Source organism: Lacicoccus kunmingensis DSM 17847 (assembly GCF_059568765.1).
In genome coordinates this window covers 1-24,478 of the sequence record NZ_JCANUC010000019.1, presented here as the reverse complement: position 1 = coordinate 24,478, position 24,478 = coordinate 1, and the positions used below count along the sequence as shown (strand labels likewise).

The following is a 24,478-nucleotide window of genomic DNA, read 5'->3' as shown; positions in this document are numbered from 1 at the left end:
TTGACTAAATATAATATTTAGGGTATCCTAAATATTATATTGACAGACTATTCATTCACTGGAGAGAGGTTTATTGATGAGAAAAATGCTATTATCCATCGTTGTTTCAGCGATATTTCTGGCGGCATGCAGCGGCCAGGATGAAAATGCTGAAACGGATGACAGAACACAGATTGCTGTCACGACAACATTTCTATATGACATGGTGTCCGTGCTGGAAGAGGATGTCGATGACTTCAACTTGGAACTCATCATCCCTGCCGGTGAAGACCCCCATGTCTATCAGCCGAAAGCCAGTGATCTGAGGAAGATAAATGAATCGGACTTTATTTTATACCAGGGACTGAACTTTGAAGGCCGTATGATTGACCTGCTTGAAACAGGGATTCCAGTAGCAGATGATCTGGATACTTCTTCGCTCGAGACGATGGAGGAAGAGGGCAGCTCCGAAGTCGACCCGCACTTCTGGTTCAATATTGATTTATATAAAGAAGCTATGACTAATGTTTCGGAGATACTCATAGAAATGAACCCTGACGGTGAAGCGGCATATCAGGAGAATTTAAACGCTTATTTCGATGAACTGGATGCACTCGATGATTACGTCACTGAGCGCATTGAAGAAGTGCCGCGTGAATCAAGGATCCTCATCACACCCCACGATGCATTCGGCTATCTGGCCACAAGCTATGACATTGACGTTCATGCACCGCAGGGTTTCTCCACCGACTCTGAAGTATCGAACAATCAGATTCAAAATACGGCCGCACTCATTGTCGAACATGATATTAATGCAATATTCCTTGAATCCACAACAAACCCCGACCGTATGACACGCCTGCAGGAAATCGTTGCATCAGAAGGTGTCGAAGTGGAAGTCATCAGCGGGGAAAACCGTACGCTGCTGTCCGACTCGCTTGCACCCCGAGGTGAAACCGGGGATACGTATATCAGTATGTTTAAACACAACATCGATTTAATCGTCGAGAATTTAAAATAGGAGTTCTGGTATGACTGAAGATATTATAAAAATAAAAGATCTAATTGTTGCCTATGATGAAAAGCCTGCAATATGGCATTTGAATATGACGCTCCAGGAAAACAGCATCACCGCAATTGTCGGGCCGAACGGCGCCGGAAAATCGACACTGATCAAATCGATCATGCAGTTGATAAAGCCCATTTCAGGAGAGGTCCTCATTAACGGTTCAAAGAGTAAAAAAGCATTGAGGGATATTGCCTATGTACCTCAAAAAGGAGAGGTCAACTGGGAATTTCCGACCACCGTACTCGATGTCGTACTGATGGGCAGATATGTTCATAAAGGCTGGATTAAACGCCCTAACAAAGAAGACCGTAAAATTGCCATGGAAGCACTCAGGGAAATGAAGATGGAAGCATTCAGAAATCGCCAGATCAGTGAATTGTCCGGCGGTCAGCGCCAGCGTGTCTTTCTGGCCCGCGCAATCTGTCAGGACGCTGACATCTATATTATGGACGAACCCCTTCAGGGCATCGATATCACGACCGAAAAGCTGATCATCAAAACAATCAAATCTCTTAAAGCACAGGGCAAGACGTTTCTGATCGTCCACCATAACCTGGACACGGTCAAAGAATATTTTGACCATGTGATCATTATGAATAAAACAATTTTCGCAGGCGGAAAAATCAGCGAAGTATGGACAGAGGAAAATATTGATAAAGCATACAGCGAAGTCAGTGCGGTGAAATAATGGAGTTGCTGACGAGTTACACATTTTTAATTGTCGCTATCGGTACGACGCTGCTGTCATTTGCGAGTGGAATTGTCGGGACGATCAGTGTCATCAAAGGGCAGAGCCTGATTGGTGACGCAATCGGCCACGCAACTTTTCCCGGAATCATTCTGGCTTTTATGGTTGTCGGTGTCACAGATACACTGTCACTGACCATCGGCGCCGTCATTTTCGGTGTCATTGCCTTTTTCTTCATCCAGATGGTTACCAATCACTCCAAGATCACTTTGGATGGTGCTCTGGGACTGATTTTGTCATCTTTTTTCGGACTCGGTATGGCACTTAAAAGTTTTGTCCAGGGCAACCCTGCTTTCAAAAATACACAGGGCATCGATGATTATATATTCGGTCAGGCCGCTTACATGCTGCGTCTGGATGTATACCTGATACTGATTGCTTCAGTCATCAGTCTTTTATTATTCATCATCTTTTATCATCAAATACGAATTTATACATTTGACCCGATATATAGCTCGACTGTCGGTATCAACCCGTCACTCATCAATTTCCTGGTTTTATCAATGACGATATTGCTGATTGCTGTCGGCCTGAAAGCGGTCGGTGCGATATTAATCGTGAACTTGTTGATTGCTCCGGGCGTAATCGGTCTGCTGTGGTCGAACCGGTTTAAGACAGTCATAATTATCGCAGGCATTTCAGGGGCGGTCGCTGCATTCATCGGTACTTATATCAGCACGGCATTTGCCGGCTTCCCGACAGGACCGTCAATCATCATAGTGCTCAGCGTATTTGTTTTTGCCTCCATCCTTTTTGGAAGAAAGGGTCTGATTACCCGTCAAATAATGAAAGTGCGAGGTGAGTCATCATGATAGAAGTTCTTTTCGTACTTATTATTGCCTCACTCGCAACGAGTGTGCTGGGTGTATTTCTTATTTTGAAAAAACAGGCGATGACTACAGATGCCATCAGCCATACAATACTGCTCGGTATCGTTCTTGCATTTTTCATCACACAGGATATCCGGTCACCATGGCTGATTATCGGCGCTGCACTGATCGGGGTATTGACCGTATATCTCATACAGCTGATCAATCAGACAAACCTGATTAAAAATGATGCATCGATCGGCATTGTCTTTACCGCCCTTTTTGCGATTGCAATCATTCTAATTTCCAGATATGCCGATAATGTGCATCTGGATATAGATGTCGTCATTGCAGGCGAGGTTTTATTTGCACCGCTCAACAGAATTGAAATATTCGGTTTCAGCATCCCGAGAGCCCTTTGGCAGCTCGGCCTGTTACTCATCATCAATACAGGTTTTGTCGCATTGTTCTACAAAGAACTCAAAGTCTCAACATTCGACCCTAAATTCGCCTACGTTATCGGATTCAGTACAACGCTGATCTACTATATGCTGATGACACTCGTATCCGTAACTGCGGTCGTCGCATTTGACGCAGTCGGTGCAATACTTGTCATCAACTTCTTTGTCGCACCGGCACTGACTGCTTATCTGCTTGTAAAAAGGCTGAGTCACATGATATCTTTAACCGCTCTTTTTGCCGTTTTAAACAGTACTTTCGGATATCTGATCGGTTATAATCTCGACCTGTCGATGTCCGGTGCCACTGCGACTGTCGCATTTTTAATTTTTACGATGGTGTTTTTATTCAAACCGGACGGTTATATCATTCTTAAAATAAAGAAACGCCGTCAGAAAAAAGAATTCATGCATGCTATGATTCTGATGCTGATGAGCGAGGATGAACATGAAACGATTTCCATGAATGGAATCTCCAAACATTTCAACCTCACCCAGTCGGAAACTAAACATCAGCTGGAGACCCTTGAAGTGGAAGGGTATATCGTAAAAACGGATGGGCGCTACATGCTGACACTCCGCGGGGAAGAGTTCACCCATTACTCACGTATAAAATATGAGCTGAGACCTTATTGATGACGAATATTAAATTGAAGAAGAGGTGTATGATTTGAGCCCGACTAAAGAGGATTATATTAAAGTGTTGTTCGAACTTGGCGGACGGTTCAACCGTGTGTCCAACAAAGAAGTGTCCAACCGGCTGGACATTTCGCCGCCGACAGTGACGGAAATGATGAACAGCCTGGTAAAAGTTGAATGGGTGGAATACACGCCTTATAAAGGCAGCATTCTGACAGATAAAGGTACAGCATACGCCAAAGAAATCATCAGAAAACACCGGCTCTGGGAAGTCTTCTTAGTAGAGAAACTGGGGTTCGATATAGAGGATGTACACCCAGAGGCGGAACTGCTTGAGCATACCACAAGTGATGATGTTGCAGACAAGCTGGAAACATACCTGGATTATCCTGAGTACTGCCCTCATGGCGGCGCGATAAAGATTAACCTGATGGATGTACAGGAAGATCATACCGTTACAATTTCCGAAACGGAGGTCGGAGATGAAGTCGTGATTTCTAGGATTGTCGATGAAGAAAAACTGCTTAAATACTTTAAAAATCAACACTTGAATATAGGTGACCGCATTACAGTCACTGACATAGATTCATCTATTGATCTGATTACACTCACAGCTGAAGAAGATAAGGAAATACAAATCAGTATTTCACTTGGCAATTACCTGTTTGTTGAACCCATATAAAAAAGGAGGCGCACCCGCGCCTCCTTTTTTAATGTCTATTATTTTGAAACATCATTTCCCAAGTATGCCTGCAGCATCCAGTTGTTCTTTTCGATTTCATGAATGTAAGCAATGTACATATCAGCTGTGGAGTCGTCTCCTGCAGCTTCTGCTTCTTTCACACCGCTTCTCAGTTCTGCAATGATAATCTCATAGTCTTCTATCAACTGTCCGACCATCGCTTTATCGTCCAGCCCGTATTCAGCTTCGTCAATGCTTGATTCCTCAAGTGCCTCTTTCAGTTTTCCAATCGGCTGACCGCCAACCGCTAAAATTCTTTCAGCAATATCATCCACTATGCCTGAAGTTGAGTCATAGAGCGCTTCAAATTTCGTGTGGAGAGAAAAGAAATGTGCACCTTTAACATACCAATGGAAGTTATGAAGTTTTCCCCATAAGACTATATGGTTCGCCAACTGCTTGTTCAATGATTCAATGACTTTGTTCTTTTCAGTTATTTGTACCATGAAAACACTCCCTTATTTAGAATTATTATAAATAACTTCTGTATATAATATACCACATTAAAAATGCTATCGCAACTCTATTTAGAATTATTATAAATAAGGTTTTATTTTCTTAAAAATAAACTTCTGAATCATAAAAAATCCCTACGGGGATGCTGCCCGCAGGAATCGTCTCAATCATTATTTGGAAACATCTTCACCAAGGTAAGCCTGCAGCATCCAGACATCCTTTTCTATGCCCTGGATATAAGCGATAAACATATCTGCAGTCGAATCATCGCCGGCATCTTCTGCTTCTTTCACACCGCTTCTCAGCTCTGCTGTAATCACTTCATAATCATCCACAAGCTGTTTGACCATGGAATCAGCACTTAAGCCGTATTCACCTTCGTCAATGCTTGATTCTTCGAGCGCTTCTTTCAGCTTGCCGATCGGCTGACCGCCGATTGCTAAAATTCTTTCTGCAATATCGTCTACTATTACGCCGGTTGCATCATAAAGTTCTTCGAACTTCGTATGCAGTGAGAAGAAATGCGCACCCTTCACATACCAATGGTAGTTGTGAAGTTTGCCCCATAATACCGTATGGTTCGCGAGCTGCTTGTTCAATGATTCAATGACTCTGTTCTTTTCTGTAATCTGTACCATGAAATCACCTTTCTCAAATAATTGGTTTTTATTATAAGCATTATAGTCAACTTGATGTGTAACACTATACATCTTCCCCGTAATGCTGATGATAAACATGACAGACTTACATTTTATATCAGATTCGCTGACTGCAAGCCGTGCATAATTCCGTTATCTTCAACGCTTTTAGTCACATGTTTTGCCTGCAGCTTAATCTCGTCCTGTGCATTGCCCATGGCAAAACTGTTCGGCACATACTGCAGCATTTCGATATCATTCGGACCGTCGCCAAAAGCATATACATCATTGATATTAAAGCCCATCTTATCAACGACCTTTTTTATGCCTTCAGCCTTCGAGCCGTCTCTCGGTGAAATATCCATCGAGTACGCATGCCATCTGATGAACTGAAAAGAGTCATCGAACTGTTTTTTATAAATATGCTCCTCACCTTTCGGACAGAACAACAGTGACTGGTAAATATCACGGTCGATATGATATGCCGGATCATGACCCGGCATGAAGCCGAGCTTCAATGTTGAGATGCCTTCAGTTATATATTCATGTTCCGGCATATTCGACAACATATTTTTATCATCCAGATATACGAGTGGATGGTCGTTTTCCATGGCAACTTCTGTAATATCCTCAAGTCTTTTCGCATTCAGAGGATTTGTGTAGATCAGTTCATCCTCATACACTACGTAGTTGCCGTTCATGCTGACAAACGTATTGACACCCAATGATTTACGAAGGTCTTCATACATGAACGGTGAACGGCCAGTCGCAATTGCCACAATGTGACCGGCATCCTTAACCACCTTCACAGCCTCTTTCGTCGATTCCGGCACTACTTTTTCATTATTATAAAGCGTTCCGTCTATATCGAAAAATATTATTTTCTGATTACTCATATCATGCACTGCTCCTAATCATAAATTATGCGTAAATATCAAATCTTGATAACCCAAAATACAATACCACAATCAAAATTAACCATATGACCACCATGAATAAATGCCCTTTATCATGAAATGCAGAATACAATTTCAAATCGATGAACATGCTGAGTACAAACTGCCATGCCAATACCGTCGCAAGTATCCATATGGCGGCCGGGTGGTCGGTAAAGATGAACACGGACAATGCGGCGAGGTATGTAGCTAGCATCAAATACAAAAATATACGTTCAAGCTTACCGATATTCAGTGCGTGTATCTTCAGGAAATCGTCCTCTTCACGATATCTCCGGTCATCAAAAGCAAAATATCGCTTTGTCTTTGAAAAGTAATGTGTATAAAATGATTTAATAATTAAACCTGCAAATAAAACAAACAATAAAATATACAAAAGCTTCATTCCTATCCTTTAAAATACTAAACACCTGGCAACAATTGTAATAGATATCCGACAGCAACTCCAAGGATAACTATCATCCAGGCGGGTACCTTCATTTTATATAATAGGAAGAACAATAACAATGCCAGGAAGAAATCACTGCCCGAATTGATCCCGCTTATAAATACAGGATCATAGAATGCAGCAAGCAGAATACCGACTACAGTCGCATTGACCCCCATCAGAACGCTTTGGAAATTTTTATTTCCTCTCAGAAGATTTAAAAACGGCAACGCACTCATGACCAGCAGAAATGACGGCAGGAACATTGCGATCGTTGCAATAATACCGCCCATAGTGCCCAGCATGACCGTTCCCAGGTAACTTGCGAATGTGAATAAAGGCCCCGGCACCGCCTGTGCCATACCGTAACCTGCAAGAAACTCATCCGCTGAAATCAGACCGGTCGGCACCACTTCCCTTTCAATCATCGGCAGGACCACATGTCCGCCGCCGAACACAATGGAACCGACACGGAAGAAGATATCAAATATATTCAAATACTGATTATCAAACAGTGAATTGAGCAGCGGAAGCAAAATCAGCAGTCCTATCAATGTACTGAATGAAATGATGCCTATTTTACGTGTCAGATTGAATCTGAAATTGGTCAATTTATTTTCCGCTTTATTTTTAAACAGGAAATATCCGATCAGACCGCCGAGTAGGATTGTCAAAATCTGAATCCATGCATTCGGGTAAATCAGCATCAGACCTGCCGCCGCAACCGCCATCAGCATTCTCGGGATATCCGGCGCGAGATTTTTCCCCATGCCGAGCAGTGCATGCAGCACGACTGCAACAGCAACGACTTTTAAACTGTTGATAAATACAGCGCCTTCTAAATTCAAGGTCTGATACAGCAGTGCAAAAATAATCAGAACTAAAACAGACGGCAGTGTAAAACCGAGAAAAGATAATACGCCGCCCGCTATGCCGCCCCGCAGCATACCGATTGAGATGCCGACCTGTGAACTCGCCGGCCCCGGCAGAAACTGGCAGACCGCAATAATATCCGCATATAATTTATCGTCGAGCCATTTCTTTTTATTTACATACTCTTCTTTGAAGTATGCGAGATGCGCCACAGGACCGCCAAAAGAAGTCAGGCCGAGTCGCAATGAAGTGAGTAATATCTCAATCAGGTTTCCGCCTGATTGGTTATCGTTATCAAGGTTTGAATTATGAGCCATTTTGTCCTCCGTATAATAAAGTTAATCCCTTCAAATTTACCAATGATTTGTATTTAAATCCATCTGATTCATAAAAATATACAAAATCTTAACATTGGTGACGGTGCTGAATCAAAAGCATTAAAAAAAGCATGCAGCACTCAACGTGCCACATGCCCTTCATTTCAATTACAATAGTTCTTCAGACAGTTCAACGATGTATTTGATTTTATTCCACTGGTCTTCTTCAGTCAAAATGTTTCCGTGGTGAGTCGAAGCGAAGCCGCACTGAGGACTCAAGGAAATCTGCTCTTTAGGGATGAACTGAGTCGCTTCTTCAATGCGTTCCTTGATTGTTTCCTTATTCTCAAGTTCACCATGCTTCGATGTGAACAGTCCCAGGACTACCTGCGGACCGTTATTCGGAATTTCATCCAGCGGCTGGAAGTCGCCTGAACGGTCATCGTCATACTCTAAAAAGAAGCCGTCGACTTTTTCTTTGGCGAACAATACCGGTGCAATTTTTGCATAGCTGCCTTCGAATGCCCATTTGGAACGGTAGTTACCGCGGCAAAGATGTGTCGTGACAACCAGATCTTCCGGCTTGTCTTCAAGAACACCGTTGACCACACGGAGTGCAAGTTCAATCAATTTTTCCCTGTCGAGACCGCTGTCGTTGAACGGCAGTTCTTCAGCGTTCAGTCCTGCGATATACACATCATCAAACTGAAGGTAGCGGCAGCCGGCATCGTAAAATGCTTTGACCGCATCCCTGTAAGTCTGAATGACATCATCTGCGTAAGTATCAATATCAGTATAGTACTCAAGGTCTCTGATTCCTGCGTTGAACAACTGATTCGGGCTCGGAATCGTCTGCTTGGCCACAGCACGGTCGCCGACAATATCTTTAAATAATTTGAAGTCCCTCACATGCGGATGATCCTGATTGAAGGAAACCTTTCCTTTATTGCGCACATCCCATGCTTCAGTTTCTTCACCGACAAATGCATAGCCCGTTTCAGGAACGTACCCTTCAACGCCGTTTAAATTCTCCAGGAAATCAGTGTGCCAGAAACGGCGTCTGAATTCACCGTCGGTCACAGCTTTCAATCCAGCTTCAATCTGCTTATCGACCACTTTCGCAATCTCTTCCGTTTCAATATCATATAGTTCACTTGATGAAAGTTCATTATTTTTATATGCTTCACGTGCCTTGTGAATCCGTTCTGGTCTGAGCAGGCTGCCCACATGATCTGCTTTGAAAGGTCCAGTTTTTACATTTGTCATATTATCCGCTCCTAAATATTTTAATTATAAATAAATCCCCTTCTTATCTTTGATAAAAAGAGGATAACGTCCGTCATCTCTTCTCATCTCAAAGCTTTCGCTCCAGGAATTAGCACAGTTCCATAAATGGTCTGCTGCTGAGGCTTCAATGGGCCGGTCCCTCCACCTCTCTTGATAAGAAAGTATTATTTCATTAATCCATATACTATCACTCGGATTATATAAGGTCAACCATTTATTAGAAAGCTCGAAATATTTGCACTCTTCAATGAATCGTTATAGGATAAAATCAATGATAGATTGCCATCAACTTTAAGGAGTGTGTGATATGAGGCTTACAGTAACAGATGAGGCATTGAACTGGTTCAAAGAAGAAGTGGAATTGGAATCCGGAAGTAAGGTGCGCTTTATTGTCCAGATATACGGTGACAGTAAAATCCGTGAAGGTTATTCGCTCGCTTTTACCCTGGATAAAGATGACAGAAAAAAAGCAGTGGAATACGAAAAGGACGGTATTGAGTTTTATATCAATGAATCTGATCTATGGTTTTTTGATGGCCATGATTTATCAGTCGAATATGATGATGAAAATGACGAAGTTTTGTTCGAATATATAGAACAATAAAGAAATGAGATCCGTTTAAAAGCGGTTCTCATTTTTTATGCACTTGATATTTTAATCTTAATCAGTCTAATAATAGTTGGAAGACCACAATAAAATAGCGAAACTTATTTATATCAAGTGGAGGGATTTGACCCTGTGAAACTTCAGCAGCTGACTCATTATGAGCACTGTGCTACTTCCAACAAGTATAACTTGAGAGATAAGGCATATATACATTGGAATGCTCTTCTCTTAAAGTTGAGCTTTTTTTATTGGAAACTATCCGGTAAGGGAGGATGCAGAAGATGCATTCCAAAAGAAAAGAGATTGTTGCAGATTTAATTTGTTGGCAGGATGACAAACCGAGAAGCATGGCAGGCAGTATGCTGAAAGTGAATAACCGCCGTCAGTTTAAAAGCGAACTGAAAAGTACGATACCCGCAGAATGGATTGTCGAGCAGATGAAAAAGGCGAGACATTCGAATTGGAAATGATATGAGAAAACCCTCCGTAGCCCGGAGGGTTAATTTTTTATCGTATTTTGGAACAACTTTAAAAAAGTCTGCTGATCGTCCTTTGAAAAAGGTTTTGGACCTTTTGTCCTGCCGCCGCCCTGTCTGATGGCCGCACTGATATGCCGGGTGTTCAAAAGATGGTCGATATTCATATCATCATACTCAAAACCTTTATGATGAAGCACCTTTGTCCCTTTCGGCAGAAGGAGCGATGCAAGCCCGTAATCCTGAGTGACGACAATATCATCCTTTGAGGCGAGCGCAACGATTTTGAAATCCGCTGCATCCCGGCCGGCATCCACATAAATCGTTTCCACATGTGCAGGTAAATCCTGATTGGAAAAGTGCGAAATGCTGGAAACTAGAGTGACCGGAATATCTTTATCTTTAGTTTCATTGAATATAATATCCTTTACAGGACATGCATCCGCGTCGACAATAATTTTCATAAAAATGCACCTGTCTTTCTGCTGACAATGCTTACATATCAGACTTCCATTTATTATCTATCACTTTTCTTATAAAAACAATCTGCCCAATATGGTAAGCATTATGTGCAGCTGCATTACTGATCAATTCCCACCATTTTGCGTCTACCGGGAAGCCGGCGACACTTGCATCCAATTGCGTTTCATCCAACAGCTCATCCCAATGCATCAGCAGTTCGACCAGTTCATTCCTTTTATTTTCAAAAGAAGTACGATCATGATTAAAAAATGTTTCGTCATTATCCATCGTTTCTACACTTTTGAAATCCTTATATTTATAACGGTGTTGCCACGTCCTGTTCCAATAAATGAGGTGATTTACTAATTCCAGAATTGTCGTTGCTTCCGGATGGACTTTAAAGTCCGCTTCCTGTTCGGTTAAACCTTGTAAAACGACACTAAGCGGCGCATAAAAACTCGGATCATCTGCATTAGCATGAAACTGGTTAATCAACAGCTCCCTGACATGTGTCATTATAAAACCCCTTTAAGTTTTTTAATGTTGGCTTTAGCTATATCGTCCCGTATATCCATTTATAATTGTAATATTACTTCAACTGAATGTCTATAATACGTAAATTCTCTCTTAAAAAATAAGCCTCTGAAACTTGTGTTTCAAAGACTTATTCATATCAATCAACCCACCACTCGGCAGGCAGAAGATAAAACTATGCCCAGCCGAGGCAATTTCTAAGTTCAACATTAAATTTATAAGGATTGATGACCATAATGACCAGTCTGCCCTGTATGCCGCTCTCATTAAAGTGCAAGTTCATTAACATACACATCCTTTGGATTAAGAAAGGTTTTTTCTTAACCTCACTCCGCTTCCAGGAACACATCATTCATCCAGGTTCAGTTTCTTGAGCTGTTCAGCCAGTGCATTGTTGATCGGTTCTTCCTTCTCATCTTTTTTCAAATACTTATTCACTGTGCGTTTATCGACTTTGCCTTTTTGCGCCTTGTCTCTCCGAGCCTTGAAACTTGAAAGTTTCTCACGGTGGCCGCATGTACAAGTGAATATCTGACCGTCGCCTTCTCCGCTCAGTGTCATTTTCTTCTTACAGTTCGGACATCTTGCATTGGTGATTTTAGCAACATTGCGTCTGTGACCGCACTCTCTGTCCTGACAGACAAGCATCTTACCTTTCTTGCCTTTGACTTCAAGGAGGGGCCTGCCGCAGTCCGGACAGTCACGTCCCGAAATGTTATCATGCTTGAAGGTCTTATCACTGCGTTTCACTTCTGCAACAATGCTCTTCGTATGCTGCTTCATATCTTCGATGAATTTCTTCTTATCCAGCCGGCCCTTTTCAATCTGCTCCAGCTGCTTTTCCCAAACTGCCGTCGTCACAGGAGACTTTAAAATTTCCGGTGCGAGGTCTAAAAGCTGCTTGCCTTTGGATGTGATTCTGATTGCCTGGCCGTTTTTCTCCAAATAAAAAGTATTGAATAATTTATCGATGATATCTGCACGCGTCGCTACTGTGCCGAGTCCGCCGGACTCGCTCAATGTCTTCTTATGCTCTTTATCCATGTTGAAGTATTTCGCAGGATTTTCCATCGCCTGCAGCAGAGATGCCTCTGTAAATCTAGGCGGCGGTGTTGTTTCACCGGTCGTCTTATTGACATTTCTCACTGTCAGTTCTTCACCTTTTTTAACATCCACCGTCCTGCCTTCCGCTTCTTCTTGATAAACGACTTTGAAGCCCTGCTGGAGTACACGGTTATATTTTGATTCCAGCGTTTCACCGTTAATCTCTGCCAGGACAGTCGTCTCTTCATATTCATACGGCGGCAGCAAAACGCTCATGAAGCGCTGGATTACGAGGTCATATACACGTTTTTCACGTTCGCTGAAATCACTGTAATGTACAGTACTTTCAGTCGGAATGATTGCATGGTGGTCACTCACTTTATTATCGTTGACGAACGAACCGTTCCCTTTGACCGGCGACCTTAAAATCTGCGTCGCGACTTTACGGAAACTGCCGATGCCGCTTGCCTGAATGCATTCTTTTAAAGTCGGCACGATATCGTTGGAAATAAACTTCGAATCCGTCCTTGGATACGTCAATACTTTATGACGTTCGTACAGGTTCTGCATCGTCTGCAGCGTTTCTTTCGCTGACAGGCCATAAATCTTATTCGCATCTCTCTGGAGCTCTGTCAAATCATAAAGACCCGGTGCGAACTGTTTCTTTTTCTTCTTCGTGACGTCTTTGACCGTCAGGCTGTCCGTTTTCAGTTTCTTATGGATGTCTTCGATTTTATTTTCATTAAAAGTGGAATGGTTATTGCCGTCTTTCCATTTGAACTTCAATTTATCCGTGCCGACTTCCAGACCGTAAAAGGTTTTCGGCTGGAAATTTTTAATTTCCTCATCACGCGCTGCAATCATGCCGAGTGTCGGCGTCTGTACACGGCCGCAGTTCAACTGCGCATTGAATTTTGTTGTCAGTGCACGTGTTGCATTTAAGCCGACATACCAGTCCGCTTCACTTCTTGCGACAGCTGCCTGATAAAGATTGCGGTATTTATTGCCAGGCTGCAGATTTTGGAACCCCAGTGAAATTGCTTTGTCAGTTACAGATGAAATCCACAGACGCTTGATCGGCTTGTTGACTTTCACATAGTCGATGATCCACCTTGCAACGAGTTCACCTTCACGTCCGGCTTATCTACATATTACTGTACATAATTATAGTGTACACAATGTTAAGAACATAATACCAATGAAACACTTAGAACCGAAGGATTCCAAGCTGAATAACCAATATAAAATAATGTACATAAAGGATGTAAGTATTATTATCCTAAATTCAATATCATTAAATTCATAACTATAAGTAAATGCACATTATTTTATAGTCTCAATGAAATCAACATTATAATTCTTCAATATAAAAATTATTTTTAAACATATTTACTTTAATAGTATTAAAGTTGATACCCTATTAATCAATAAGAGCATAACATAAATATTTAATAAGGAAAGGGGCTACATTATGATTAATAAAATTATTCAATTAGATAGTAACAAAGACATAAAATTCAGTACTATTTCAGCCTGGATAGACTATGTTTATTTTAATAATGGAAAAACAGACAAGAAGCACTTTGCAGTTATAGGACTTAAAGACACCCAATTAAATGTTCATATAATTCATCCTATAAGTCAGTTCATAACAGATAACTGGAAAAATAAAGAGTACAACACCCAGAGAAAACATTCTAATAATACAGTGCAATTTCTAAATTACTTAGTGATGAATCGAAAAAAAATAAATATATCATCTTTAAAAGAGCTAAAGATACATCACGGCACACAATACCTAAATGAGCTGGCCTTATCAGGTGTTAGAAGAGATACGGTCAAAGATGCAGAACGAACTTTAACACATTTTTATGCATGGCTTCTAAAAGTAAATGATTTAGATTCATTTCCCGAATTTAAGTTTAGTCAAAAAGAAACTCAATTCGGAATTTATACTGAATCGCCTTTCAAACCGATATATCCTTCAAGAACAGCTAAGGAAATAGAATATACCTTACCTCACAATTATATTCCATTACTTTTAGAAGTAGCAATTTCAGTCGCAAAACCAATTGCTTTAGGTATTTATTTTCAAATTTTCGGTGGTTTGAGGGTTTCTGAAATTATTAATTTACGGAGAGTACAAGTATCACGTCGAATGAAAGAAGGTGATTTTATATTAAAGCTTCAGAATCAAAATTTTAGAACCGACTTGAAGGAACATTCCTCAGTTAAAAGAGAACGAAGTCAAAGAATCCTTGAAATAAATGATTGGGGGCATAGTTTGTTCAGTGATCATATTAAACTTTATAAAACTAACGATGGTTCAAACGCTTTATTTGTTAACAGGGATGGAAAAGCTATGTCCCAAAGAAGTTACCGTCAATATTTTCAAAAAGTAAAAGATAACTTCATTAACCTTCTAGATAATCACGGTGACTATGAACAAAAATTAATAGCTAAACACTTAAGATATATGAAGTGGTCAACACACATTGGTCGAGGTACGTTCACGAATATGATTGCTGAAAATGCTGAAAATCCATATGAAATTGCACATCTAAGAGGTGATTCTAATATAGATTCTTCATTAACTTACATGGTTTCCACAGAAAGAATACATAAGAAAATAGAAAACAAGTTTTCCAATATGCATGAAACGTATATTCCAGAACTTATATCAAGAAAGGAGTGATCAGAATTGACTTTCGGAAAAGAAATGGTTCCAAAAACATATTTTACTACTAAAAAAGTAGCTAGAAAACTAAACCGCACAAGTCAAAATGTCATTAGATTAATTAAAAATGAAAGTTTTCCTAACGCATTTAAACATAGCAATAGATGGCACATTCCTAAAGAAGATGTCGAAGCTTTTATAGAACAAGAAGAAATAAAAATTGAAAACATGAAAGATTATATGGATGTTAAGAGCGCTGCAAAATTTTTAAACATTTCAATCTATCATGTCAAATATTTAATAGAAAATGACACTTTTTCTGATGCTTTTAAACATAATAAGAGATGGCACATTCTTAAAGAAGAAATCGATGCTTTTAAAAAAGAAGAAAAAATAAGACTTGAGAAAACGAAAGATTGTATGGACGTTAATAGCATTGCAAAGTTTTTAAACATTCCAACCTATCGTGTCAAATATTTAATTAAAAATGGCACTTTTTCTGATGCTTTTACACATAACAAGAAATGGTATATTTCTAAAGAAAACGTCGATATTTTTAAAGAACAAGAAAAAATAAAAGTTGAAAAAAAGAAAGACTGTATGGACGTTAATAGCACTGCAAAATTTTTAAACATTCCAATCTATCGTGTCAGGTTTTTAATTAAAAATAGCACCTTTTCTAATGCTTTTAAATCTCAAGAGAAGTGGTGGATCCCTATAGCTGATATTAAAGCATTACAAGAACAAGAGATCTTAAAATTTTATCCATCAATTAATAGTATGGACGTTAATAACACTGCAAAACATTTAAATCTTTCCTTAAAAACTGTCAGAGACTTAATTGAAAATGGCACTTTTTCTAACATTATTCAGTATAAAGGAAAAAAGTGGATATCACTTAGAGATATCAAAGAGTTCGAAGTTAACGAAAAGAAGCTAAGTATTGAGAAAGTAACTGAAATATTAAATTTAAACTCAGTTAATACGATAATTTATTTAATAAAACAAGGCGTATTCTCTAATGCTAGTAAAAATCTATCTAATGAGTGGTATATACCTCAAAAAGATCTTATAGCTAATAACAACACACTTACAGTCCAACAAGCTGCAGCTTTACTTAATTATGAATCTAATCAAGGTGTTTTGAATCTCATAAATCATGATATATTTCCCAACATTATAAAAGATGGTAGATTATGGCGGATACCTTTTACGGATGTAAAAATAATTATAGATATTAACAAAACTTCTTTCAGTACAGAACAAGTTAGAATTAGGTTTAATTACCAGTGTCGATCATATATCACAGAGTTAATTAGAAAGAATCACTTTCCAAATTCGTTTAAGTTTTTAGGTGAATGGCGATTGACTTTAGAAGATATCGAAGATTTCGAAAGAAATTATTTTCCGGATTCATCTAATAGTAAATCATCTAAGATGAAATGTGCTATTGAAAATATAGAAAAATACGGAGATAAAATCGATACGATAGGAAAAAATAATTATATTAGCGTAAAAAAAACATCAGAAATTTTAAATCTCTCGAAAGGTGCAATTTATAATTATATACATTCTGGAAAACTCCCTCATACCACCATGGCCAGACGTAAGTGGTGGATTCTTGAAAGTGATATACAACAATTTCAACATGATCGGACAAATAATATTGATAATTCTCAAACTGTCGTAGCAGTGCCTATTAATGAGGATCCATACTTACAAGACTACTTAGATATTAATGATCTTATGACGAAATTAAGATGTAGTAGATCTCAAATTTTAAAATTAATCAATAATGAGTTATCTGATGGAGCAATAAAGTATAGAGGTAGACACTGGGTGTCTAGATTTACACTTGAAGAATACCTTGTTAAAAAAGATGCTTCGTATGAAGAAATGCATGACTGTTTAACAACTAAAGAAACCGCTGTAAAATTAGGATACAAGTATCATGAAAGTATTTCACAACTTCTCAAAGGTAAACATTTTCCAAACGCATTCAAACTAGGAGTGAAATGGTATATACCTTGCAAAGATATGGTTACTGTACAGATGATAAAACTAATTTTCCAAATTCATGTGTAGAACATTGTAAGTTTTGTCCTAAATTTTCATTCAACCCGGCAATCAATGAGCGGAATGATGCACTTAGATGGTTATCTAGTTCATCTGAAGATTTAAGTAATAAAATCGAAGAAACTATTAAATTAATGAGAGATTTATCCGTTGGTCTCGCCAAGTCATACAATCAAAGTAATGATGATATATTAAAGTCAAATTCAAAACAACTGGCTAACTATATGGATAAGAAAGCAATTATTGATGCCAATTTAATAGGAGATGAGGTTTTTGAACGAAAAAAATAAAAATTCTAAACGAGGAAGACCTAGCGAATGGACCGATGAAGAATTAAGACAAAAGGCACTAAACACAAAGTATCAGCATCATGGAAAAAGGTTAACCCCATCTTTACTTGAAAAAGAAACTGGTGTGGGAAGAAATACTTGGAGCAGACGTATGAAAAGCTTCATAAACGAGCTAAATAACCCTATACTACCTGAGATATCACATCAAGACTTAAATGATTCGTTATTACCAAGTATCGACCTTATCTTTCAAAAACATAAAGTTGAACATAATGATTTAAAGAATGAACTATTAGATTTAGAAATTCTTCTATATGATATGTATAAAGAATTAAAGGAGTTTAAAAAGAAAGAAGAAAATTTCAATCAATCAATCACTGAAAATAAGTCTCTGAGAGAAGAATTGATACTTCAAAAGAAGCGTGCCAAGCACTATGAGGTACTATACAATAATATTGTTTTATCAAGTATGTATCCTCACTTGCAAGATAAAGAAGGTGCTCCAACAAATAAGTTTAATATTAAAGAAAAGTTGATTGATATGGACTCTGATATATTTAAAAATAATGATATTGAAAAGTTAAATTCTCATTTTCCCGACACATCGTCAGATATAGAAAACGATAGTGATGAACCCACCCCAAATAAGAACATGGAAAAATTATTGAATGATTTTGATATTGAAAAATGACAAGAGAGGCACATATCTGTGTCTCTCTTTTAATGTATAGCCAATAATTTTTCAACCTGATTTATTAATTGATTTGGTTGGACTTCTAATGCTGAGGAAAGATCAAAGAAAGTCGTTAAACTTGGTTGTCTTATTCCCCTTTCAAGCATACTTATAAAAGTTCTATCTAAGCCGCTTAAATATGCTAACTCTTCTTGGGACATTGATTTCTCTAATCTCATATCTTTCAGTACTTTGCCAAAAGCTTCTTCGATTTTCAAAAGTATCATCACATTCCTTTATTTTAATTCTTAAAGGAATGTGACTTATAGTCCACGGACTATAGTCTACATACAGTTGGATTTATGATACTATTACCGTATACAATTGGGGTGAAGATAATGAATAATAATATAGAAAAGCTGATTCATGAAAAGAAAATTCCCGAGCAACTTAAGGAATACTTTGCAAACAGCAATAGAGGTAGAAGATTTATAAACGAAAATATGATAGAAGATATGGAGGAATTATATATACATTATAGTGCCCTATACTACTTTGATGAAACAGAGTTCAGCGCCTTCATCATTTCTTCGTTAGAAAGAGGGTCTGAACACTCTGCCTATTACTACTATTTGAAAAAAATTTTAGATAATAATTTAGATTTATTATCTAAAGATAAAAATAAAACTAATATTGATTTCAATAGAATAGATTTGGACGAAATTTTTGAAGAAGTCCAATCTCAATTCAATACAAATCTTAAGTTTCTTTACAATAAGGACTATGATAATTTAGATATTTTGACTACTTATATCCTTTTAGGAAAGTTAAATCTGATAAGTGATTTATCAGAAGATCATACATACAGGTACATTTATGAAGCCAGTAAAGATGGTTTGGAAGCAAAAATGAAAGAATTAAATATCCATCTTATCATCGAAAAGCAGTAATGATTTATTGGCCACAATAATAGCTTCATGAATGGTATTATTCAGATGGGTGCATCTGGAAATAGGAAAACATAGTTGTCCAATCCCTTCGGTATTCAAGCATGTCGTTTATTCCATAAGGTGAAGTATATTCGCTTGCCCGAATTATTAGATGAACTGGAAACGACTCGCTATCTGGCAGACGGCAGTTATCGTAAACTGGTGATGAAATACAAATGAATGGAACTGCAAATTATTGACGAATGGTTGTTGACCATTTTGACTCAGGAACAAGCTGTGCATATATTTGAAATCATCGAATCCAGGTTAAAGACGCCATCTACAATCTTCTGCACCCAATACTCACTAGAAGGATGGCATGAGAAAATCGACAATATACAGATTACCGATGCCATCCTCGATCGCATCGTACATGATTCGTATAAAATTTGGGGTATTCGGATTTCATGGTGGAAAAGGGCTTATAAATCACCCTTCTCCAAATTCTTAATAAGTGTGGAAAAATCGACACCAAAGTTGTCTGTAATGTCGTGATCATTCACTTCATACCAATTGAAAGTATCGTATAACATAGCTTTATTGAAAGCACTTGAATTAAATCGTGGCTTACGCTTTTTATGGAGCTTCTCATTGAAAAGGATTTTGGCTCGTAAGGCATCAAACGAGTAACCTCTACCCATTCGCTCTACCTGCCTAATAATGCTGTTAATTGACTCCGTATAAGCGTTAGTGAGCCTTTTATCAAAGTAGTTGAATATTTCGACATGCCAGTTGTCTACGGCTCTCACGAGGTCTTTATATGCGTCTTTAGAGTTACTGGACATACAACGGTGTCTCCATTGACTATAACGAAGACGACCTTCATCTGGATCAGGAGTATCCCATATCCAGTAAAACTCTTCTTTGAGTTCATAGGCTTCTTTTAAAGCAGGAAGATTACCTAACCAAGTATCTAAGAGGAATGATTCACGTTCATTTAGATCGTGTTTACGCTTTAGAAGGATAAACCTTTCACGCATAAGGGTACGTCTTTCTTTTTGGCTCATATGGGCTTTCAAAGACTTTCTGACGTTATCTAAGGCTTGATTAGCCATTCTAACTACATGAAACTTATCTACGACAACTTTAGCGTGTGGAAGGATAGTGTTCACTGCGTCTTTGTAAGGCTTCCACATATCCATTGTGACGTACTCAATATAAGTCCTGTCACTGATTTCTGAAAGACGTTGGATGACTGTTTCCTTGTTACGGTTTGGCTTGATGTCATAAATAGTCCTGCGTTCAATATTAGTCAATACAAGCCGAGGTCTACGGATAATATGTATCTCGTCTATCCCAAGCCACTTAGGAGTTTCAAACTGGTATTCACGTTCTTTGAGTGCCACATAGTCCTTAAAAACGTTCCTAATAGTTTTCTCGTCAACACCAACGCTTTCTGCGACTTCTACAAAGGTCTTAGACATGGATTGCTCTTGAATGGACTTTAAAAGCCTTTTGGTCATACTACGCTTTTCATCTACAGATATTAGGCGTTCCCAGAAGGTAGATCCGCATTCACGACACTTGTATCGTCTACGGTTCAATTGTAAGCCCACTCGCTTTAAACGAATGGGCAAATCCATAATTAGTTGATTTCTTGAACTGTGTTTGTACAACTTGTCAAAACCACATTCAGGACAACGTTCAGGTGGTCCGACTGCTTCAACTTTAAACATCATATCGGTTTCATTTTCTTGTGGTGGTTCTATTGTTTTAATGTCTGGTAGGGATAATAAGTCTGACATATTGTTCATCCTTTATTACTCTGCGGTGTTAAGGTATCAATTATAGATTTGATGTCGAAATCATCATTGTTAAATTATTTTTGTGACCACAAATGCACTTAGAAAATCCCTTAAAGCATTTATATAATGGGTGATCGCAAAATAGTGTATGAAATCTTTTGTAGACTTTGCTAAACTACTGCACACCTTTAGTACAGTATTAGCTGGTTCACTTGAATAGGGAGTTGTAAAAAAAGTTCCCTTAGCCTGCACAACAAGATAATTTCGAAACATCTTTATCGAACGTAAGTGCAGCTAATTTTAGCCCTTCAGCCATTGTTAAATATGGTGCTAGGGTTTCTGTTAAATCTTCTATCGTTAAGCCAAATTTAACAGCTAATGATGCTGCATAGATGACATCTCCTGCATTCTCAGATACAATATGAACCCCTAATACTTTTAGTGTTTCTGCATCTGCTACTAGTTTAAATACACCGGTTGTTTCACGGTTTACAATTGCTCTTGGAACAGCATCTAAAGGTAATACAGATGTCTTCACATCATACCCTTTCTCTTTTGCTTGTTCTTCTGTTAAACCAACCGTTGCAACCGTCGGATTCGTAAACGTAACAGCAGGAACTACCGATAAATCTATTTTTTTGTTTAATCCACCGATAGCATTATCAGTAATAATTCCACCTTCATAGGCTGCTACATATACAAATTGCGGTCCTAACGTCACATCTCCTGCTGCATAAATCTTTTCATTACTTGTTTGACCAAAATCATTGATCAGGATTTCATTATTTTTTCCAGTTTCAACACCTGCTGCACTTAAATTTAAAGAATCCGTATTTGGTTTTCTTCCAGTGGCAACAAGTAACTGATCTGATTCAATGACTTCTTTACTGCCATTTACTGTTATGTAAATCTTTTTTATCTCTCCACTTTGTTCAACACGCTCAAAAGTTGCCCCTTTGACAAGGTTTATACCCTGTTCAATTAACGCTTTTTCAACTGACTCTGAAATCTCAGGATCATACTCCTTTAAAAGTCGCTCACTTCTTTGCATAAGCGTTATTTCTGAACCTAAATGATGAAATAGTTGTCCAAGCTCCATTCCAATGTATCCTGAGCCAATTACAGTTAATCGTTTTGGTATTTTCTTTAACTCAAGAAGTGTTGTACTAGTTAAATAGTCCATTTTTTCAAGTCCTGAAATTTGGGGCAACGAAGGCGATGCACCTGTTGCAATTAAAAAGCGTTTTGCAGATAACTTTGCCCCATTGACCTCAACCGTACTAGCATCAACGAATTTTGCTTCACCTTTAATTAAATCAAAATTATATTCATCAATTAAATCCATATATTTTTGATTCCGAAGTTCGCTCACCAATTTATCCTTTTGCGTGATTAAACTAGCTAAATCCACTTCTCCAGCGGATGTTTGTAAACCTTTAAACGGATTGTCTTTTGATAAATGATTGATTTCCCCTGCCCTAAGAAGAGTTTTTGACGGAACACAGCCAATATTCACACAGGTTCCCCCAACCGTTCCACGCTCAATCATTCCAACTTTTGCACCGTATTCTATAGCTTTAATTGCCGAAGAAAAGGCAGCAGCACCAGAACCAATAATAAGAAGGTCATAATCGTCTTCATTAATTAACGCCACGTTTTCTAGTGATGATACTTCTTCAATTTCTCCGGCTTGGTAATTTGCTTCATCAATCGCCTTTATTGCACTTTCAACCTCAATATCATCGGGCAGTTCAAATACTGCTTCACCACGACGAAAATTAGACTCAATATTTTTAGCACCTATCTTTTCAAGTGCTGATTCTACGTGTTTTTCACAACCCGTACAAGTCATTCCTTGAATGTTTACCTTAAATTTATTCATAATAAAGCCCCTTTCGTTAATGTCTCATGTTAATGTTTCTATTATTGGACACGAATGTAATTGCTTTTCATCTGGACATCGTTGTTTTAAGTCGTCTAACATAGTTTCAATTCGTTTTAAATCCTCTATTTGTTTTTGCACTTCCTTTTGTTTTTTAGAAACAAATTCGAACATGTCTTGACAACGAACTTCATCTTTATCTACAACACCAAGTAATTTATAAATCTCGCTTAAAGAAAAACCAAGTTCCTGTATTCGTTTAATAAACCCAACACGCTTAACGTCATCATATGAATATATCCGATAACCAGCTTCCGTTCGGTGAGGTTCTTGTAATAAATTTTTTCTCTCGTAATATCTAATCGTTTCTTTATTAACTCCACATTTATCTGCAAACTCACTAATGCGATAAATCATCTTATTTCACCCCATGAATATTATAAACCGTGTACTATAGTACGCGGTCAAGTAAATTGGACTATTTTATTTTTCCCCAACGTATCACTCGTATGTGATTGATACTTTTATATAATACTATTGATTGTCCTAACATCCCACCAGAAAATCCGATTTAAACACCAGTTGTTTTTAAACTATTAAGAAAGTAATTCCACTATATATTCCGAAGACCCCTAATAATAATAAAAACCAATATTTCAATGCAGTATTAAAAGAAATTAAAAAGTTTATTTGCGGTGACGAAAGGTATGAGGAAGAAAGAAAGTCGGCAACTGAGGCTGGAAAAGGAACAATTATAACATTAGTGGCCAATGCTGTGTCTAATGTTCTGGGATTGCCTGCTGAACTTATAGCTCCAGCAGTTGCTACAACATTTGTAGTAATCTCAAAAGTAGGAACTTCAGCTTGGTGTGAGATAAATACAATAGAATAAATATTTAAAGACTTGTCCAGTGCCATAATAAAATTTTCGGCGGATTAAATTATACCATTAAAATTTATTCAAAGATAAAAGAGAGAAAAGGTATGCTTTAAATGACCTTTTCTCTCATAGTTTTCATATATTTTCTTATAAATTAGGAATATATTACGTTTCTATCGCTCTCCTTATTCTTTGAACTAATTCTATAACACAGATATTATTAGTCATTTAATATTTTGTAAATTTGTCTCACTTCTTCTCTAGCTGCACCATCGTACCTACCATAAATGTGTTTTTTTGATGATAAATCATATTCATAATACTCAGTTGAAATGTCCCCACTAATTTTGTATTCTTCAAACTGATATATACCGTGTGACTTTTGACTTTATTTTGCACTTATTTAAGTGATATTGTGCACTACAATTAAGCCGATATCTCACATTAAAAGAGAGATATCGGCTTATAAAATTTTCTATTAAAATAGGAATGAGAACAGAGCGTTGAATGTGCCATTTTCAAACAGGATATAAATTCCTAATCCTATAAAGACGATTGGAACGATCCAACGTTCATATTTTTCGATTTTATCTGAAATAAAATCCAATGAAGCCAATCGATAGCTGATTAGACATAGAACACCAACCATGATCATGAAAACAATGATGGCAATAACGATTTCCATCATATTTAAAGTTGTAAAGTATGGTATATAGATAGAAAAATCATCCGCACTGGAAGCCAG

The 24,478-nt window shown here is 38.1% G+C and carries 28 protein-coding genes and 2 riboswitches; of the genes, 13 read left to right on the top strand and 15 right to left on the bottom strand.

Going from position 1 to position 24,478, the window contains the following annotated elements; all coding sequences use genetic code 11:
- Nucleotides 1–76: 76 nt before the first annotated feature.
- From BO48_RS14040 to BO48_RS14020, 5 genes are read left to right on the top strand one after another with little or no spacing between them, the layout of a single operon-like run.
- Nucleotides 77–1,000: a metal ABC transporter substrate-binding protein gene (locus tag BO48_RS14040; RefSeq protein WP_496368333.1), complete on the top strand. Its 924-nt coding sequence runs from the start codon at nucleotides 77–79 to the stop codon at nucleotides 998–1,000.
- Between the two features lie 10 nt (nucleotides 1,001–1,010).
- Nucleotides 1,011–1,736, top strand: a complete 726-nt coding sequence (locus BO48_RS14035) for a metal ABC transporter ATP-binding protein (RefSeq protein WP_496368331.1) — start codon at nucleotides 1,011–1,013, stop codon at nucleotides 1,734–1,736.
- The gene (locus tag BO48_RS14030; protein WP_496368329.1) at nucleotides 1,736–2,608 is read left to right on the top strand and encodes a metal ABC transporter permease; all 873 of its coding nucleotides are present in this window, start codon (nucleotides 1,736–1,738) and stop codon (nucleotides 2,606–2,608) included. The genes BO48_RS14035 and BO48_RS14030 overlap by 1 nt, the downstream gene beginning before the upstream one ends.
- A complete protein-coding gene (locus BO48_RS14025; protein WP_496368327.1) occupies nucleotides 2,605–3,699 on the top strand; it encodes a metal ABC transporter permease in 1,095 nt (364 codons plus the stop codon). Before BO48_RS14030 ends, BO48_RS14025 begins: the two co-directional genes overlap by 4 nt.
- Before the next feature lie 25 nt (nucleotides 3,700–3,724).
- Complete coding sequence (locus tag BO48_RS14020; protein WP_496368325.1) at nucleotides 3,725–4,384, top strand: metal-dependent transcriptional regulator; 660 nt, start codon at nucleotides 3,725–3,727, stop codon at nucleotides 4,382–4,384.
- A 38-nt stretch (nucleotides 4,385–4,422) separates the two neighbouring features.
- Here the strand turns inward: BO48_RS14020 and BO48_RS14015 are convergent, their stop codons facing one another.
- From BO48_RS14015 to BO48_RS13990, 6 genes are all read right to left on the bottom strand, one after another.
- Nucleotides 4,423–4,890, bottom strand: coding sequence for a Dps family protein (locus tag BO48_RS14015; RefSeq protein WP_496368323.1), 468 nt, complete (start codon nucleotides 4,888–4,890; stop codon nucleotides 4,423–4,425).
- Nucleotides 4,891–5,070: 180 nt separating this feature from the next.
- Nucleotides 5,071–5,538: a Dps family protein gene (locus tag BO48_RS14010; protein WP_496368371.1), complete on the bottom strand. Its 468-nt coding sequence runs from the start codon at nucleotides 5,536–5,538 to the stop codon at nucleotides 5,071–5,073.
- 113 nt (nucleotides 5,539–5,651) lie between these two features.
- A complete protein-coding gene (locus BO48_RS14005; RefSeq protein WP_496368321.1) occupies nucleotides 5,652–6,434 on the bottom strand; it encodes a Cof-type HAD-IIB family hydrolase in 783 nt (260 codons plus the stop codon).
- Nucleotides 6,435–6,459: 25 nt separating this feature from the next.
- Complete coding sequence (locus BO48_RS14000) at nucleotides 6,460–6,879, bottom strand: hypothetical protein (RefSeq protein ID WP_496368319.1); 420 nt, start codon at nucleotides 6,877–6,879, stop codon at nucleotides 6,460–6,462.
- Nucleotides 6,880–6,896: 17 nt separating this feature from the next.
- Nucleotides 6,897–8,111: a chromate efflux transporter gene (chrA, locus tag BO48_RS13995; RefSeq protein ID WP_496368317.1), complete on the bottom strand. Its 1,215-nt coding sequence runs from the start codon at nucleotides 8,109–8,111 to the stop codon at nucleotides 6,897–6,899.
- Nucleotides 8,112–8,279: 168 nt separating this feature from the next.
- Nucleotides 8,280–9,377 (bottom strand): 5-methyltetrahydropteroyltriglutamate--homocysteine S-methyltransferase, encoded by a 1,098-nt coding sequence (locus BO48_RS13990; protein WP_496368315.1) that lies wholly within the window; start codon nucleotides 9,375–9,377, stop codon nucleotides 8,280–8,282.
- An 80-nt stretch (nucleotides 9,378–9,457) separates the two neighbouring features.
- Nucleotides 9,458–9,558, bottom strand: a riboswitch (SAM riboswitch).
- A gap of 147 nt (nucleotides 9,559–9,705) precedes the next feature.
- On the opposite strand from BO48_RS13990, the gene BO48_RS13985 reads away from it, so the two are divergent.
- Both BO48_RS13985 and BO48_RS13980 read left to right on the top strand, forming a co-directional pair.
- Nucleotides 9,706–10,002 carry a HesB/YadR/YfhF family protein gene (locus BO48_RS13985; protein ID WP_496368313.1) on the top strand — a complete coding sequence of 99 codons (297 nt, stop codon included), beginning with the start codon at nucleotides 9,706–9,708 and terminating at the stop codon, nucleotides 10,000–10,002.
- A 101-nt stretch (nucleotides 10,003–10,103) separates the two neighbouring features.
- Nucleotides 10,104–10,208, top strand: a riboswitch (SAM riboswitch).
- A 78-nt stretch (nucleotides 10,209–10,286) separates the two neighbouring features.
- Complete coding sequence (locus BO48_RS13980) at nucleotides 10,287–10,475, top strand: hypothetical protein (protein WP_496368311.1); 189 nt, start codon at nucleotides 10,287–10,289, stop codon at nucleotides 10,473–10,475.
- A gap of 29 nt (nucleotides 10,476–10,504) precedes the next feature.
- Here the strand turns inward: BO48_RS13980 and BO48_RS13975 are convergent, their stop codons facing one another.
- From BO48_RS13975 to BO48_RS13965, 3 genes are all read right to left on the bottom strand, one after another.
- Nucleotides 10,505–10,945: a YaiI/YqxD family protein gene (locus tag BO48_RS13975; protein ID WP_496368309.1), complete on the bottom strand. Its 441-nt coding sequence runs from the start codon at nucleotides 10,943–10,945 to the stop codon at nucleotides 10,505–10,507.
- A 31-nt stretch (nucleotides 10,946–10,976) separates the two neighbouring features.
- Nucleotides 10,977–11,459, bottom strand: coding sequence for a DinB family protein (locus BO48_RS13970; RefSeq protein ID WP_496368307.1), 483 nt, complete (start codon nucleotides 11,457–11,459; stop codon nucleotides 10,977–10,979).
- Nucleotides 11,460–11,825: 366 nt separating this feature from the next.
- Nucleotides 11,826–13,616 carry a DNA topoisomerase 3 gene (locus tag BO48_RS13965; protein WP_496368305.1) on the bottom strand — a complete coding sequence of 597 codons (1,791 nt, stop codon included), beginning with the start codon at nucleotides 13,614–13,616 and terminating at the stop codon, nucleotides 11,826–11,828.
- A gap of 376 nt (nucleotides 13,617–13,992) precedes the next feature.
- On the opposite strand from BO48_RS13965, the gene BO48_RS13960 reads away from it, so the two are divergent.
- From BO48_RS13960 to BO48_RS13945, 4 genes are read left to right on the top strand one after another with little or no spacing between them, the layout of a single operon-like run.
- Nucleotides 13,993–15,216: a site-specific integrase gene (locus BO48_RS13960; RefSeq protein ID WP_496368303.1), complete on the top strand. Its 1,224-nt coding sequence runs from the start codon at nucleotides 13,993–13,995 to the stop codon at nucleotides 15,214–15,216.
- A gap of 6 nt (nucleotides 15,217–15,222) precedes the next feature.
- The gene (locus tag BO48_RS13955) at nucleotides 15,223–17,283 is read left to right on the top strand and encodes a helix-turn-helix domain-containing protein (protein WP_496368301.1); all 2,061 of its coding nucleotides are present in this window, start codon (nucleotides 15,223–15,225) and stop codon (nucleotides 17,281–17,283) included.
- A complete protein-coding gene (locus BO48_RS13950) occupies nucleotides 17,226–17,564 on the top strand; it encodes a hypothetical protein (RefSeq protein ID WP_496368299.1) in 339 nt (112 codons plus the stop codon). Before BO48_RS13955 ends, BO48_RS13950 begins: the two co-directional genes overlap by 58 nt.
- The gene (locus tag BO48_RS13945; RefSeq protein ID WP_496368297.1) at nucleotides 17,548–18,255 is read left to right on the top strand and encodes a hypothetical protein; all 708 of its coding nucleotides are present in this window, start codon (nucleotides 17,548–17,550) and stop codon (nucleotides 18,253–18,255) included. Before BO48_RS13950 ends, BO48_RS13945 begins: the two co-directional genes overlap by 17 nt.
- A gap of 29 nt (nucleotides 18,256–18,284) precedes the next feature.
- Here BO48_RS13945 and BO48_RS13940 read toward each other — a convergent pair whose 3' ends face one another.
- Nucleotides 18,285–18,515, bottom strand: a complete 231-nt coding sequence (locus tag BO48_RS13940; protein WP_496368295.1) for a helix-turn-helix domain-containing protein — start codon at nucleotides 18,513–18,515, stop codon at nucleotides 18,285–18,287.
- A gap of 120 nt (nucleotides 18,516–18,635) precedes the next feature.
- On the opposite strand from BO48_RS13940, the gene BO48_RS13935 reads away from it, so the two are divergent.
- Both BO48_RS13935 and BO48_RS13930 read left to right on the top strand, forming a co-directional pair.
- Entirely contained in the window at nucleotides 18,636–19,187 is a 552-nt protein-coding gene (locus BO48_RS13935) for a hypothetical protein (protein WP_496368293.1), read from the top strand.
- A 219-nt stretch (nucleotides 19,188–19,406) separates the two neighbouring features.
- Nucleotides 19,407–19,721 (top strand): ATP-binding protein, encoded by a 315-nt coding sequence (locus BO48_RS13930; RefSeq protein WP_496368291.1) that lies wholly within the window; start codon nucleotides 19,407–19,409, stop codon nucleotides 19,719–19,721.
- Here BO48_RS13930 and BO48_RS13925 read toward each other — a convergent pair.
- The 5 genes from BO48_RS13925 to BO48_RS13905 all read right to left on the bottom strand — a co-directional run.
- Nucleotides 19,649–20,971, bottom strand: coding sequence for an ISL3 family transposase (locus tag BO48_RS13925; RefSeq protein WP_285615401.1), 1,323 nt, complete (start codon nucleotides 20,969–20,971; stop codon nucleotides 19,649–19,651). The two genes, BO48_RS13930 and BO48_RS13925, sit on opposite strands and share 73 nt — an antisense overlap.
- A 241-nt stretch (nucleotides 20,972–21,212) precedes the next feature.
- Entirely contained in the window at nucleotides 21,213–22,853 is a 1,641-nt protein-coding gene (merA, locus tag BO48_RS13920; protein WP_496368289.1) for a mercury(II) reductase, read from the bottom strand.
- 24 nt (nucleotides 22,854–22,877) lie between these two features.
- On the bottom strand, nucleotides 22,878–23,270 hold the full coding sequence (merR, locus tag BO48_RS13915; RefSeq protein ID WP_001863748.1) for a mercury resistance transcriptional regulator MerR: 393 nt from the start codon (nucleotides 23,268–23,270) through the stop codon (nucleotides 22,878–22,880).
- A 171-nt stretch (nucleotides 23,271–23,441) separates the two neighbouring features.
- Entirely contained in the window at nucleotides 23,442–23,771 is a 330-nt protein-coding gene (locus BO48_RS13910; protein WP_496368285.1) for a hypothetical protein, read from the bottom strand.
- 440 nt (nucleotides 23,772–24,211) lie between these two features.
- Nucleotides 24,212–24,478, bottom strand: a 267-nt coding sequence (locus BO48_RS13905) for a cadmium resistance transporter (protein WP_496368283.1), incomplete at its 5' end; no start/stop codon positions are given.